Source organism: Pararhizobium sp. PWRC1-1 (genome assembly GCF_049897905.1).
GTDB lineage: Bacteria > Pseudomonadota > Alphaproteobacteria > Rhizobiales > Rhizobiaceae > Pararhizobium.
On record NZ_JAFCXE010000024.1, the window covers coordinates 67,407 to 80,439 of the forward strand.

Sequence of the window (13,033 nt, forward strand, 5' to 3'; positions counted from 1 at the left end):
GCGGCCCGCAAGCGCCCACCTGACAATCTTGATATTTCCACAATCGCTGCCGACAACGGGACGCAGCATCCGCTTTAGGCGGGACATACCGGAATGCGAAAGGACTGCCTTATGACGTCGAACCCCGCGCTGAACCCTGCCATCACCGATTGGAACGGCCCGGATGGGCTGCCGCGCTTCGAGGCGGTCAGCGACAGCGATTTTGCAGCGTCCTTCGAGGCGGCCCTTGCCGGACACGAAACCGAAATCGACGCCATCGCTGCAAATCCGCAGCCTGCCACCTTCGAAAACACCATCGTTGCCCTTGAGACCGCCGGTGACGCACTGTCACGGGTTTCGTCGCTGTTCTGGAACCGGGCTGGCGCCCACACCAATGACGCCATCCAGGCACTGGAGCGGGACATCTCGCCAAAGATGTCGCGGCACTATTCGAAGATCGGCATGAATGCGGCGCTGTTTCAGCGGATCGATCAGCTTTGGGAGAAACGTGAGGCTCTTGGCCTTGATCTCGAACAAACGCGCGTTCTCGAGCGCCACTGGAAGGGTTTTGTCAAATCCGGCGCCAAGCTGCCGAAGCCCGAGCAGGAAACGCTTGCGGGGATCAACGAAAAACTCGCCGGCCTCAGCACCCAGTTCGGCCAGAACGTGCTGGCTGACGAAAAGGGCTGGTCGCTCATTCTCTCCGACGGGCAGGAACTCGAAGGCCTGCCGGATTTCCTGAAAGATGCGATGGCATCAGCCGCCTGTGAACGCGGCGAAGACGGCAAATATGCCGTCACCCTGTCGCGCTCGATCATCGAGCCTTTCCTGACGTTCTCGGAACGCCGCGATCTGCGCGAACAGGCTTTCAAGGCCTGGGCGGCCCGCGGCGAAAATCCGGGCGACACCGACAATCGCGGCATCATCCGCGAAACGCTGGCACTGCGCAGCGAGGTCGCCAAACTGCTCGGTTACGGCAATTTCGCCGAAATGAAGCTCGATAACACCATGGCAAAGACACCGGCTGCGGTAAACGATCTCTTGCGCGCCGTCTGGGAAAAAGCCGTCAAGCGCGCCCGCGAGGAAGAAGCCGATATCGCCGGGATGATTGCCGAGGATGGCAAGAACCACGACGTCATGCCCTGGGACTGGCGCTTCTACTCCGAGCGCATCCGCGCGCAAAAATTCAATTTCTCCGAAGCCGAACTGAAGCCCTATCTGCAGCTCGAAAAGATCATCGAGGCCTGCTTCGATGTCGCCAACCGGCTGTTCGGCATTCGTGCGATCGAGAAGAAAGGCATTACCGCCTATCACCCGGACGTGCGCGTCTTCGAGATCCGCGACGCGCAGAACAAGCTGGTCGCCCTTTTCCTCGGTGACTATTTTGCCCGCAGCTCGAAACGGTCCGGTGCTTGGATGAGCGCGTTCCAGTCGCAGCACAAGCTGCCACTGAAGAACGGCAGGACAGGCGAAATGCCGATCATCTACAATGTCTGCAACTTCGCCAAACCGGCGGAAGGAAAGCCGGCGCTTCTGTCGCTCGACGATGCCCGCACGTTGTTCCATGAATTCGGCCACGCGCTGCATGGCATGCTGTCGGATGTCACCTATCCTTCGGTATCCGGCACCGCAGTGTCCCGCGATTTCGTCGAACTGCCCTCGCAGCTCTACGAACACTGGCTGATGGTGCCTGATATCCTCAAGCAATATGCCGTGCATGTCGAAACCGGCGAACCGATGCCGCAATCCCTGCTCGACAAGGTTCTGGCCGCACGCACCTTCAATGCAGGGTTCAACACGGTGGAATTCACCTCCTCGGCAATCGTCGACATGGAGTTCCACACCCGCGGGCCGATCGATGATCCGATGGCGGTTCAAGCGGAAATCCTGGCCGAGCTCGGCATCCCGAAATCACTGGTCATGCGTCACGCCTCGCCGCACTTCCAGCACATCTTCGCCGGCGGCTATTCGGCCGGCTACTATTCCTACATGTGGTCGGAAGTGCTCGACGCCGATGCCTTCGCTGCGTTTGAGGAAACCGGCGATGCGTTCGATACGGCCATGGCCAAGAAGCTCAAGGACCACATCTATTCCGTCGGCGGCTCGCTCGATCCGGAAGACGCCTACAAGGCCTTCCGCGGTAAGCTGCCAAGCCCGGATGCGATGCTGGCCAAGAAAGGGCTGGCGGTCACGGAGGAACTTTCGGGCTCCGACGCCTGAGCACGCTATTAATCTTCGGATTTATCAGCGATACCGGTCAGATCCTCGTGCAGCCGCACGGGGATATCCATCCGCTGGTGAAGGATGGCCATCACCCCGATTTTGCCGCTCGGGAGCTCTCGAAAGAACAGATAATGCCGCTCGTAGCGGCTGAAGTAGGCGTGGGCTTTCAGGTCGGCGGGTATAGCAAGATCGCTCGGCAACCGGCGCCAGAGGGCTTTGGTCTTTGATAGTTTCTGCAGATGAGTGTGAAGGCCTGTAATATAGGTAACCGCCTGCGCTTCACCCCACTGCACGACGGTATCTCTCCAAATCCGATCCTGTGCGGCATCGGCTGGAGGATAAAACAGATATCCGGCCATCCTATCGGCTTGTGTTGCGGCGAATGACGTCTTCTGCCGAAACGGCGACAAACTCGTTTTCGTCAGCCCTCAAGCCAGGTTCCAGTTTCTTCTGCAGCCAGACCCAGGCCTCCGTCCGGCTTTGCAGATCACGGCGGATCAGAGCGCGGATGTACTCGCTGGCGTTTTCATAGAGGCCATCCTGGCCGATCTGCTGCTGGAGATGGTCCTGCAAGGGGCCTGTGACCCGGACATGAATGCTTTCCGACGCCATGCCGATCTCCCAATTACAGCCCGTCAGGATGATACTTGTGCTGAATATTGTCAATAAACAGCACAGAATGACATCGCGTCACGGAACTGTCGCCAAACCGTTGGAATAGATTCATCCAACTGTAAACGAACTGACATGGCTTTCGCCAAAGGTCCCCCTCGGGTTTCACGTGATTCCCGAGACGGTACCGGAGGCCGATTTGGTCGATATTCAGGATACGCTGACCCGCCGCTCCTTTCTGCTTTCAGCGGGCGCTGCCGGGTTTGCCGCCACATCCGTTCTGGCCACGCCATTTTACTCCAGAAGCTACGGCAGGCCATCCTTCACGCATGGTGTCCAGTCCGGCGATGTCGACACTAAATCCGGGATGATCTGGACACGGGCCGACCGGCCGTCGCGCATCGCGGTCGAATATTCGACCACCGAAAGCTTTTCAGCGCCGGTGCGGCTGCCGTCGATCGATGCGCTGCCCGGTAGCGACTACGCAGTGAAATGTACGCTGAACAACCTGCTGCCGGACCAGGACATCTTCTACCGCTTCACCGCAACCGATCTCTACGACAGCAACAGCGTTTCCGAACCGGTCATCGGCCGGTTTCGCACAGCACCCTTGCGCCGCCGCTCGGTGCGTTTCGTCTGGTCGGGCGACACCGCCGGCCAAGGCTGGGGCATCGACGATACCGGCATGAAGACCTATTCGACCATGCAGCTGCACGAGCCGGATTTCTTCATCCATTCCGGCGACACGATCTATGCCGACAACCCCATTCCCGACGAAATTCCGCTGCGGGACGGCACCATCTGGAAGAACCGCATCGTCACGCCGGAAAAGCGCGAAGTGGCGCGCACGCTCGACGAATATCGCGGCCAGTGGAAATACAATCTTCTCGACGATCACGTCCGCGCGCTGAATGCTACTTGTCCCACCTTCTACCAGTGGGACGATCATGAGGTTTTGAACAACTGGTCGCCCTCGACCGATCTGCGCGACGATAATCGCTATCCGGACAAGGACGTCTCGGTCTATGCGGCCCGCGCCATGCAGGCTTTCCAGGAAATGACGCCGATCCGCGCCATCCCCGCCCAGCCCGGCCGCATCTTCCGCAAGATCCCCTATGGCCGGCTGCTCGACGTGTTCTTCGTCGATTTGCGCTCCTACCGTGAAGCCAATCAGGGCGGCGGCAACGAACTGTTCGGCTGGCGGCAGGCGGACTGGCTGAAGCGGGAACTGGCGGCCTCGAAAGCCACCTGGAAGGTGATTGCCTGCGACATGCCGATCGGCCTCGTCGTCTGGGACGATTTCGCCAACAGGCAGGGTTCCGATGCAATCGCCAATGGCGACAACGGCCAGCCCACCGGCCGCGAAAAGGAATTCGCCGATATCCTCACCTTCATCCGCGACAACGCCATCCAGAACACCGTCTGGCTGACGGCGGACGTGCACTATACCGCCGCCCACCATTACGACCCTGCCCGCGCCGCCTTCAGGGACTTCCTGCCGTTCTGGGAATTCGTCTCCGGCCCGCTGCATTCCGGCACCTATGGGCCGAAGGAACTGGACATGACCTTCGGACCGGAGGTGCGTTTCATCAAGGCTGCCGGCAGCGGCATCGACCAGAACCTGCCACCATCCGCTGGCCTGCAGTTCTTCGGTCTTGTCGATATCAACGGCCAGACCGAGCAGATGACGGTCCGGCTGATGGATCGCGACGATCAGGAACTCTGGCAGATCACGCTCGACCCAATCGGCAATTCCGTATGAAACAGCCGCCGGATTCACTCTCTCTCAAGACTTTGCCGCCCTCCCCCCTTTCGCAAATGCAAAAAAACCTGTATGAGCCGCGCAATTGAAGATGCGGCGTTCATCACATACGCCCCGAAACCTCCGAGTATTCACACATGAAAATGCGCAACATCGCGATCATCGCACACGTTGACCATGGGAAAACCACGCTTGTCGACGAACTTCTGAAGCAGTCGGGTTCTTTCCGCGACAACCAGCGCACGACCGAGCGCATGATGGACAGCACCGACCTCGAAAAAGAGCGTGGCATCACCATTCTGGCCAAGGCCACCTCGATCGAATGGAAGGGCGTTCGCATCAACATCGTCGACACCCCCGGCCACGCCGACTTCGGCGGTGAAGTCGAGCGTATCCTGTCGATGGTGGACGGCGCGATCGTTCTGGTGGACAGCTCGGAAGGCCCGATGCCGCAGACCAAGTTCGTGGTCTCCAAGGCGCTGAAGGTCGGCCTTCGCCCGATCGTCGCGATCAACAAGATCGACCGTCCGGACGGCCGCCACGAAGAAGTCATCAACGAAGTCTTCGACCTCTTCGCAAACCTTGACGCGACCGACGAGCAGCTCGATTTCCCGATCCTCTACGGTTCGGGCCGCAATGGCTGGATGAACATCAATCCGGAAGGTCCGAAGGAAGAGGGTCTTGCCCCGCTTCTCGACCTCGTTCTCAAGCACGTTCCAGAGCCGAGCGTCGGCGAAGAAGACGGCGCGTTCCGCATGATCGGCACGATCCTGGAAGCCAACCCCTTCCTCGGCCGCATCATCACCGGCCGCATCCATTCCGGCTCGATCAAGCCGAACCAGGCCGTCAAGGTTCTTGGCCAGGACGGCAAGCTGATCGAAAATGGCCGTATCTCGAAGATCCTCGCTTTCCGCGGCATCGAGCGTACGCCGATCGAAGAAGCCCATGCGGGCGACATCGTCGCGATTGCCGGCCTGTCCAAGGGCACGGTCGCCGACACGTTCTGCGATCCGTCGGTCACCGAGGCGCTGCATGCCCAGCCGATCGACCCGCCGACCGTCACCATGTCCTTCATCGTCAACGACAGCCCGCTTGCCGGCACTGAAGGCGACAAGGTAACAAGCCGCGTTATTCGTGACCGCCTGTTCAAGGAAGCCGAAGGCAACGTCGCGCTGAAGATCGAAGAAGCTGAAGGCAAGGATTCGTTCTACGTGTCCGGCCGTGGCGAATTGCAGCTCGCCGTTCTCATTGAAACCATGCGCCGCGAGGGCTTCGAGCTTGCCGTTTCGCGTCCGCGCGTCGTTATGCACAAGGATGAAGCAACCGGCCAGATGCTGGAACCGGTCGAAGAAGTCGTCATCGACGTCGATGAAGAATATTCCGGCGTCGTCGTCCAGAAGATGTCCGAGCGCAAGGCTGAAATGGCCGAGCTTCGCCCCTCCGGCGGCAACCGCGTTCGCCTGAAGTTCTTCGCTCCGACCCGCGGTCTGATCGGCTACCAGTCGGAACTGATGACCGACACGCGCGGCACGGCGATCATGAACCGTTTGTTCCACGAATATCAGCCTTACAAGGGCGATATCGGCGGCCGCGTTCAGGGCGTTCTGCTTTCCAACGACGCCGGCGAATCCGTTGCCTACGCCATGTTCAACCTGGAAGACCGCGGCCCGATGATCATCGACGTCGGCGAGAAGGTCTATGCCGGCATGATCATCGGCATCCACACGCGTGACAACGACCTCGAAGTCAACGTGCTGAAGGGCAAGAAGCTGACCAACATGCGCGCCTCCGGCAAGGACGAAGCCGTCAAGCTGACCCCGCCGATCCGCATGACGCTCGACCGCGCGCTCTCCTGGATCCAGGACGACGAACTGGTCGAAGTGACGCCGAAGAACATACGCCTGCGCAAGATGTACCTCGACTCGAACGACCGCAAGCGTTTCGAAAAGTCGCGCGGCGCTGCGTAAGCAGACGGTTCCAACCAAATAGACAAGGGCGCAGCGACATCGATCGCTGCGCCCTTTTTCGTTCTGTCTGGCCTGTTTATGCGTCTGCAGAAGCCTGTATCAGGATTTCAGGATACCACTCTTCTTCGCCATCCAGGTGGCCATATAGTCCATCAGCGCATTGTTCAGGCAATCGGACGGTGTCAGGCCGAGTTCGCTCAGGCGAGCGCGGATGGCCGGCATGTCGGCGGGGTCCGTTCCGGCTTCGATGATCGAGGACACGAAGGCGGCGAAACCCGGCGGCGACCAGCCATCCTTGTCAAAGCGTTCGGGATGAATGAAGTCCAGCCCCTGAAAAGGATGCTCACGCACGACAGGGCCATACATATGGACGCCGCAGCCCATGCAGGCATGCCGCTGGATCAGTGCCGTCTTGTCAACGACCTCGAGTTTATCGCCATTCTCGAGCACGGTAATCTTGTCATGCGGAACGACCGCGACCACCGAAAACCGCGCCCCGGCCGGTTTCCAGCATTTGGTACAGCCGCAGGCATGGTTATGGGCAACGTCACCCTCGACCTCGATCCGCACAGGCTTGTCGGTACATGCGCAGACCAGAACGCCGCCAGCAAAGCCGGACGCGGCCTTTGGTACGCCTTTATCGAGCAATGGATGTAGAGAAACGGTAGCAGGCATGTTCTCCTCCCGTGCCGGTTTGTGTACGCCGCCTCCCCGTGCCGGCAGATCGCGGCAAGGCGTCTGGGAGCAGCATATCACGCCGGCGGAAAGAGTCTCGCAGCGTTCAGGTCGCAGCGTCGAAGCTGTTTTTCGGCCGGGGCCAGCCCTTGTCGTCCAGCCGAAACAACCAGTTCCGCCGGGCAAAGAAGAACGCCGTCATCAGCGCTGTCCACAATCCCACAAGCAATCCAGCGGCCACATCGCTTGGATAATGGGCGCCGACGACAACGCGGCTGATACCGATCGCAAGCGCCCCCAGCGCAAAGGCGATGCGCAGCCTTGGTGCCAGCATTGAAAAGGCGCCGAAGAACGAGCCGACGGCCGCCGAATGGCCGGACGGAAAACTCTGGAACACCCAGTCATGGCCGGAGAAGAACGAGATGCTATGGGCACCATACTCAGTGAACAGTTCAGGCCGCGCCCGGCCGATCACCAGCTTTGCCAGGTGCACCACGATGCTGGCGCTGCCGATCGTCACGAGAAAATACAGAGCCAGCCGCCAGCCGGTTTTCGTTTTCGATGAAAACCCTTCGCTGCGCGACACCCTATGCAGGATATAGGCGACGATGACGATCGAGCCGGAGCCGTAGATCATCCAGGCGAACGTGCCGAAGTCGGTGATCTTTTCGTTGAAGGCCACAACCCCGCCCGGCAGCCCCTGCGCCGTCTGCGAGATCAGACCATCGAAGGGCAGCAATGCCGCAACCAGCAGGGCGGCCGCCAAAAGCAGCCAGAGAGACGAGGAGAGTGGTCGGTTCATGAACGAAGGACTTTCTTGGCGCGGCGCCCTTCTTTCCTCCGTCATCCTCGCCCTTGTGGCGGGGATACAGCAGCGGCGCGTCTGCGCCGCTAAAGACTCCTTGACGCGGCAGACGCCGCGTCGCTGGATTCCTGTGACAAGCACAGGACGGACGGGGACTAAAATGGCTATCGGACGAAACTTGTGAATCTGCAGAGCGGAATCAACCCCACCCAAACAAAAACGGCATCCGGGCCGATGCCCCGGATGCCGCACAAAACATTATTCCGGCAAAATTTACGCCGAAAGCGCCTTGAATTCGGCCAGGATCGCATCGCCCATGTCGACGGTGCCGACCTTGCGGGCGCCATCGGCCATGATGTCGCCGGTGCGGATACCCTTGTCGAGAACGTTGGCGATCGCCTTTTCCAGGTTGTCGGCTTCCGTCACGAGGTTGAAGGAGTAGCGCAGGCACATGGCAAACGAGGCGATCATCGCGATCGGGTTGGCAATGCCCTTGCCGGCAATGTCCGGGGCCGAGCCGTGCACGGGCTCATAGAGCGCCTTGCGCTTGCCGGTGGTGGCGTCCGGTGCGCCAAGCGACGCCGACGGCAGCATGCCGAGCGAACCGGTCAGCATCGCGGCAACGTCCGACAGCATGTCGCCGAACAGGTTGTCGGTGACGATGACGTCGAACTGCTTTGGCGCACGAACGAGCTGCATACCGCCGGCATCGGCCAGCATGTGGTCAAGCGCGACGTCGGAATACTTTGCCTTGTGCGTCGCGGTCACCACCTGGTTCCAAAGAACGCCGGATTTCATGACGTTGCGCTTTTCCATCGAGCAGACGCGGTTGCCGCGGGTGCGGGCCAGTTCGAAGGCGACGCCGGCGATGCGCTCGATCTCATAGGTGTCGTAGACCTGCGTATCGATGCCGCGCTTCTGGCCGTTGCCGAGATCGATGATCTCCTTCGGCTCGCCGAAATAGACGCCGCCGGTCAGCTCGCGCACGATCAGGATGTCGAGACCTTCGACCAGTTCCGGCTTCAGCGAAGAAGCATCGGAGAGCGCCGGATAGCAAATCGCCGGGCGCAGGTTGGCAAACAGCTGCATGTCCTTGCGCAGGCGCAGGAGGCCTGCTTCCGGGCGCACCTCGTAAGGCACGTCATCCCATTTCGGGCCGCCGACAGCACCGAACAGCACGGCGTCCGCCGCCATTGCCTTTTCCATGTCAGCGTCGGAAATCGCCGCGCCATGCGCGTCGTAGGCGCAGCCGCCGACCAGACCTTCGTCGGTGGTAAAACCACCGGCCATGTCGGCGTTCATATAGGCGATGATTTTGCGGACTTCCGCCATAGCTTCCGGGCCGATGCCGTCGCCGGGCAGAAGGAAAAGATTGCGCACTGTCATGGGGCATTCCTTATATCGAAGGGTGGGCGTGTCATGTGTTGGCGCGTTCTTAACGCAACTTCCGTTCAAGGAAAATCCAGTTTTGGAAAGAATTGTGCGCGCACCGTCAGTTCCCGCCGGAACGGGTGGCGCCGCCTAGGCGTGAGTACCTTCCATCAGCCGGATATCTCTTCCGGCCCAGCCGATGGAACGGCCAATGCGCAATCTCATCCGCTCTGTGACCGTAATCCTGTGGCCACATTGGACATGCTTCTCTTTGCGGGCAGATGGAAATCCCGAAAATAAACAAATCCTGTTCCATCTGGAACAGCGCCGACACCTAGCCTGTGGGATTGTCCGGTCACTGGATGAGGGAGGCTCATCCGCGCGATCTCAAGGAGAGACCCCCGCATGCGCAAATTCGTTCTGACCGCCGCTGTTGTCATCATTGCCGCCGGTTCTTTCGCAGCCCCGTCGCAGGCCGGCTATTACAACGACGACTGCCAGCCCTATTGCTACGTCAAGAAGGTCAGAACCTACGATTATGACGGCAACCTGATCGTCAAGAAGATCCGCGTCTGCGAATAAGCGCTCACCATTTCCGGCTTCCTCCCCGAGAGCCCGGCTGTCCCTGCAGCCGGGTTTTTGGTTTGCTGATGGGCCTTGAAATTGTTGCTTTGCTACACGGCCACTCCCAGCCTCCGTCATCCTCGCCCTCGTGGCGGGGATCCAGAGACCCGACGTCTGTCGGGTCAAAAGACTCTTTCAGCCCAAAGACTTGGGCTGGCTAGACTCCTGTGACAAGCACAGGAGTGACGGTGGTTTTGGCTGCCGCTGAGTTTCCCTATGACTTTTCGATAACAAGAAATGGATTTATCGACAGTCGGGTTTTGGAGGCGTTAACCCCTGAAAAAAGCCAGCATATCGGGATTGAGAATCTCCGGATGCGTCGAGAGCATGCCGTGCGGCAGTCCTTCGTAGCTCTTCAGAGTTCCGTTCTTCAGCAGTTTTGCCGAAAGCGGTGCCGAGTCGTCATAGGGAACGATCTGGTCGTCGGTTCCGTGCAGGACCAGTACCGGAACCTCGATCGTCTTGAGGTCCTCGGTAAAATCGGTTTCGGAAAAAGCCTTGATACACTCGTAATGGGCGTTGGCGGCACCCATCATTCCCTGCCGCCACCAATTGTCGATCAGCCCTTGGGAAATCTTGGCGCCGGGCCGGTTGAAGCCGTAGAACGGGCCGGTCGGCACATCGATGAAGAATTGGGCGCGGTTTGCCACCAGGGCGCTGCGCAGACCGTCGAAGACATCGATCGGTAGCCCACCTGGATTTTGGTCCGATTTCACCATGACCGGCGGCACGGCACCGGCGATGACCGCCTTGCCGACCCGTCCCGGCTTGGCGCGCGCCACGTAATGGACGACCTCGCCGCCGCCGGTGGAATGGCCGACATGGAAGGCGTTCTTGAGGTCCAGCGCGTCGGTGAGTGCTGCAACGTCGGCGGCATAGGTATCCATTTCGTGGCCGGTCGATGTCTGCGTCGAGCGCCCATGGCCGCGGCGGTCATGGGCGATGACGCGAAATCCTTGCGCCAGAAAATAGAGCATCTGGTTGTCCCAGTCGTCTGCGCTCAATGGCCAGCCGTGATGGAAAACGATTGGCTGCGCGTCGCGCGCACCCCAATCCTTGTAGAAGATTTCCGTTCCGTCGTTTGTGGTGATGCTGCTCATTCGTGCGGTTCCTTGTCAGGGGCGGGGTGAAAGGCAAGACGGCAGAATGCCTGTCGTCCATGCCGGCCGCAACACGTTTTAAGCCGATTGCGCAGGGATCGCTGATCAGCTCCAGTCCCTGTCGCCCCGGCGCCATCTGTGCAGATCGTACCAGGCGACGAGAAGAAAGGCTCCGGCCAGCCCGAGATGCTCGAAGAAGAAGTTCATCGTCATGAAACGTTCCTGCCCCAGCGGCATTTCCCAGAAACGCAAGGCAATGAATGTTGCAAGCACGGTAAACACGGCCAGAGACAGCGCGCCGATCCACCGCAGGAAACCGCTGATGACCATGACCGAAGCGCTCAGCTGGAAAAGGATGACCACGGCGGCGATCGGCCTTGCCGGCAAAAGCTGGTATCGCTCCATCTCGGCGACGGCGCTGCCGAAATCCATGAGCTTGGTCATGCCGCTCAGGATATAGATAGAGCAAAGTGCCAGGAGCCCCAGCCAACGGACCGGATGGCTGGTGAAAACCGGCGTGCAGACGCCGGCGAGTTTGGCTTCCATTCTCAACAGCATCGCTTTTCCCCTTTCTTGCGTGGATGTTCGAACGGGATGCTACATGTCTGCGCGTTGAAATCGAACAGTTTTATCGCAATTGTCTTCCCCCAAAATCCCCGCCCTTAAAAACCGTGTGATGATCATGGTGTTCTGTCACGGATGCACCGCAAGACGTTTGCGGCGAGGCAGGGCTGGCGCTCCACGTAAAGCCTCGTGGTCTCCGATGAGGAGGCTGCGAACGTCAGGCGGACCGGAAGGAGAGCCCCCGGAAAATGGATTCCCCCTGTCCTTCTGGGGCGGGTGTGCCTGTGTGGCACGCATGCCGGGATGAGAAGCGTGGCGTACCGGAACCGTGATGCTGAATGCCGGGCCGGAACCCTATGTCGCGACGATCGTCCCGGGTCAGAGAATCTGCAGTCGGGGTCTGTAGGGAGGAAAGCTCCCGAGAGAACGCCAAACGGGGCGCTGGAAAGCGTCAAATATATTTACTCATTAGAGGCGGTTTCCAGTGCCCCGTCCGATTGAGTGCATGTTTTTCAAAACCACGGCGAACACCGCGCGGGGATGCTTTTGCTGCCCGCCCCTGAAGGAGCGATTATGCCCTATGTCAAACCCGAAATATCACCGGCAACCGAAGTGATGGCCCGTGTCGCTTCAACGTTCTGGCTCAATCATCTCGCTTGCGGGGTGCGCCGCTGCCGCCGCGATTGCCGTTGCCTCGGAAGAACGAACAGGTTTGGAGCTCCTTTCTGCGTCGCCTCGATGGAAAGCGGCGAAATCACGGAGATGCTTGATTTTTGCGGTAATACCTTCGAGCTGGCGACACCCGAACTGGTGGCCGCAAGGCTTGCCGGAGCCAAGACGGATGACGAACGCGAGATGATCCTATTCCGGCGTCAGATCTTTCTCTATTTTCACCGGGAATTGGCACGGGCCGGCTTGTCCCAGCCGTTGGGGCCACCCTTCGTCGAGGGGTGAGCGTGTCAGCCCCTGAAGGCGGTGACTTCGATCTCGATCAGCATTTCCGGGCGGATCAGGTCGCAGACCAGCATCGTCGCTGCCGGACGGATATCACCGAAGGCCTCGCCGAGGATAGGGAAGACGACATCGGCAAAGGCGGCATCGGTGACGTAATAGTGATTGCGCACCGCATCCTTGAGCGAGAAACCGGCGCCGGTGAGCGCCGCCTCGATCGTCTTCAGGCAGTTGCGGGTTTGATCTTCCACCGTCTCCGGCATGGTCATCGTCTGGTAATCGTAGCCGGTCGTGCCGGAAACGAAGCACCAGTCACCCTGCACGACAGCCCGCGAATAACCCGCCGTCTTTTCAAACGGCGAGCCGGAAGAGATCAGTTTTCGCGGGCTGGGCATCGGGT

The 13,033-nt window shown here is 59.8% G+C and carries 13 protein-coding genes; 5 read left to right on the forward strand and 8 right to left on the reverse strand.

Going from position 1 to position 13,033, the window contains the following annotated elements; translation table 11 throughout:
* Nucleotides 1-111: 111 nt before the first annotated feature.
* On the forward strand, nucleotides 112-2,199 hold the full coding sequence (locus ACP7E0_RS28180; protein ID WP_426129833.1) for a M3 family metallopeptidase: 2,088 nt from the start codon (nucleotides 112-114) through the stop codon (nucleotides 2,197-2,199).
* Between the two features lie 8 nt (nucleotides 2,200-2,207).
* On the opposite strand, the gene ACP7E0_RS28185 is transcribed toward ACP7E0_RS28180, so the two are convergent.
* Both ACP7E0_RS28185 and ACP7E0_RS28190 read right to left on the reverse strand, forming a co-directional pair.
* Entirely contained in the window at nucleotides 2,208-2,561 is a 354-nt protein-coding gene (locus ACP7E0_RS28185; RefSeq protein WP_426129835.1) for a type II toxin-antitoxin system RelE/ParE family toxin, read from the reverse strand.
* Nucleotide 2,562: 1 nt separating this feature from the next.
* Nucleotides 2,563-2,814, reverse strand: a complete 252-nt coding sequence (locus tag ACP7E0_RS28190) for a ribbon-helix-helix domain-containing protein (RefSeq protein WP_426129837.1) — start codon at nucleotides 2,812-2,814, stop codon at nucleotides 2,563-2,565.
* A 199-nt stretch (nucleotides 2,815-3,013) separates the two neighbouring features.
* On the opposite strand from ACP7E0_RS28190, the gene ACP7E0_RS28195 reads away from it, so the two are divergent.
* The gene (locus ACP7E0_RS28195) at nucleotides 3,014-4,576 is read left to right on the forward strand and encodes an alkaline phosphatase D family protein (RefSeq protein ID WP_426129839.1); all 1,563 of its coding nucleotides are present in this window, start codon (nucleotides 3,014-3,016) and stop codon (nucleotides 4,574-4,576) included.
* Nucleotides 4,577-4,713: 137 nt separating this feature from the next.
* Complete coding sequence (gene typA / locus ACP7E0_RS28200) at nucleotides 4,714-6,543, forward strand: translational GTPase TypA (RefSeq protein ID WP_426129841.1); 1,830 nt, start codon at nucleotides 4,714-4,716, stop codon at nucleotides 6,541-6,543.
* A gap of 99 nt (nucleotides 6,544-6,642) precedes the next feature.
* Here the strand turns inward: typA and gfa are convergent, their stop codons facing one another.
* The 3 genes from gfa to leuB all read right to left on the reverse strand — a co-directional run bounded on the left by gfa (nucleotide 6,643) and on the right by leuB (nucleotide 9,409).
* Nucleotides 6,643-7,218, reverse strand: a complete 576-nt coding sequence (gfa, locus tag ACP7E0_RS28205) for an S-(hydroxymethyl)glutathione synthase (protein ID WP_426129843.1) — start codon at nucleotides 7,216-7,218, stop codon at nucleotides 6,643-6,645.
* A 106-nt stretch (nucleotides 7,219-7,324) separates the two neighbouring features.
* A complete protein-coding gene (locus ACP7E0_RS28210; RefSeq protein ID WP_426129845.1) occupies nucleotides 7,325-8,020 on the reverse strand; it encodes a phosphatase PAP2 family protein in 696 nt (231 codons plus the stop codon).
* Between the two features lie 276 nt (nucleotides 8,021-8,296).
* On the reverse strand, nucleotides 8,297-9,409 hold the full coding sequence (leuB, locus tag ACP7E0_RS28215; protein WP_426129847.1) for a 3-isopropylmalate dehydrogenase: 1,113 nt from the start codon (nucleotides 9,407-9,409) through the stop codon (nucleotides 8,297-8,299).
* A 390-nt stretch (nucleotides 9,410-9,799) separates the two neighbouring features.
* On the opposite strand from leuB, the gene ACP7E0_RS28220 reads away from it, so the two are divergent.
* Nucleotides 9,800-9,976 carry a hypothetical protein gene (locus ACP7E0_RS28220; RefSeq protein WP_426129849.1) on the forward strand — a complete coding sequence of 59 codons (177 nt, stop codon included), beginning with the start codon at nucleotides 9,800-9,802 and terminating at the stop codon, nucleotides 9,974-9,976.
* 311 nt (nucleotides 9,977-10,287) lie between these two features.
* Here the strand turns inward: ACP7E0_RS28220 and ACP7E0_RS28225 are convergent, their stop codons facing one another.
* Entirely contained in the window at nucleotides 10,288-11,118 is an 831-nt protein-coding gene (locus ACP7E0_RS28225) for an alpha/beta fold hydrolase (protein ID WP_426129850.1), read from the reverse strand.
* Between the two features lie 105 nt (nucleotides 11,119-11,223).
* Nucleotides 11,224-11,676 (reverse strand): DoxX family protein, encoded by a 453-nt coding sequence (locus ACP7E0_RS28230; protein WP_426129851.1) that lies wholly within the window; start codon nucleotides 11,674-11,676, stop codon nucleotides 11,224-11,226.
* A gap of 579 nt (nucleotides 11,677-12,255) precedes the next feature.
* Between ACP7E0_RS28230 and ACP7E0_RS28235 the strand changes: the two genes are divergently transcribed.
* Entirely contained in the window at nucleotides 12,256-12,636 is a 381-nt protein-coding gene (locus tag ACP7E0_RS28235) for a hypothetical protein (RefSeq protein WP_426129852.1), read from the forward strand.
* A 5-nt stretch (nucleotides 12,637-12,641) separates the two neighbouring features.
* Here the strand turns inward: ACP7E0_RS28235 and ACP7E0_RS28240 are convergent, their stop codons facing one another.
* Nucleotides 12,642-13,028, reverse strand: coding sequence for a RidA family protein (locus ACP7E0_RS28240; RefSeq protein ID WP_426129854.1), 387 nt, complete (start codon nucleotides 13,026-13,028; stop codon nucleotides 12,642-12,644).
* Nucleotides 13,029-13,033 lie beyond the last annotated feature (5 nt).

Excerpts from the sequence above, each read along its gene's own strand:
- ACP7E0_RS28180 (WP_426129833.1), top strand. The coding sequence starts at position 112 with ATGACGTCGAACCCCGCGCTGAACCCTGCCATCACCGATTGGAACGGC.
- ACP7E0_RS28185 (WP_426129835.1), bottom strand. The coding sequence starts at position 2,561 with ATGGCCGGATATCTGTTTTATCCTCCAGCCGATGCCGCACAGGATCGG.
- ACP7E0_RS28190 (WP_426129837.1), bottom strand. The coding sequence starts at position 2,814 with ATGGCGTCGGAAAGCATTCATGTCCGGGTCACAGGCCCCTTGCAGGAC.
- typA (WP_426129841.1), top strand. The coding sequence starts at position 4,714 with ATGAAAATGCGCAACATCGCGATCATCGCACACGTTGACCATGGGAAA.
- gfa (WP_426129843.1), bottom strand. The coding sequence starts at position 7,218 with ATGCCTGCTACCGTTTCTCTACATCCATTGCTCGATAAAGGCGTACCA.
- ACP7E0_RS28210 (WP_426129845.1), bottom strand. The coding sequence starts at position 8,020 with ATGAACCGACCACTCTCCTCGTCTCTCTGGCTGCTTTTGGCGGCCGCC.
- leuB (WP_426129847.1), bottom strand. The coding sequence starts at position 9,409 with ATGACAGTGCGCAATCTTTTCCTTCTGCCCGGCGACGGCATCGGCCCG.
- ACP7E0_RS28220 (WP_426129849.1), top strand. The coding sequence starts at position 9,800 with ATGCGCAAATTCGTTCTGACCGCCGCTGTTGTCATCATTGCCGCCGGT.
- ACP7E0_RS28225 (WP_426129850.1), bottom strand. The coding sequence starts at position 11,118 with ATGAGCAGCATCACCACAAACGACGGAACGGAAATCTTCTACAAGGAT.
- ACP7E0_RS28230 (WP_426129851.1), bottom strand. The coding sequence starts at position 11,676 with ATGCTGTTGAGAATGGAAGCCAAACTCGCCGGCGTCTGCACGCCGGTT.
- ACP7E0_RS28235 (WP_426129852.1), top strand. The coding sequence starts at position 12,256 with ATGCCCTATGTCAAACCCGAAATATCACCGGCAACCGAAGTGATGGCC.
- ACP7E0_RS28240 (WP_426129854.1), bottom strand. The coding sequence starts at position 13,028 with ATGCCCAGCCCGCGAAAACTGATCTCTTCCGGCTCGCCGTTTGAAAAG.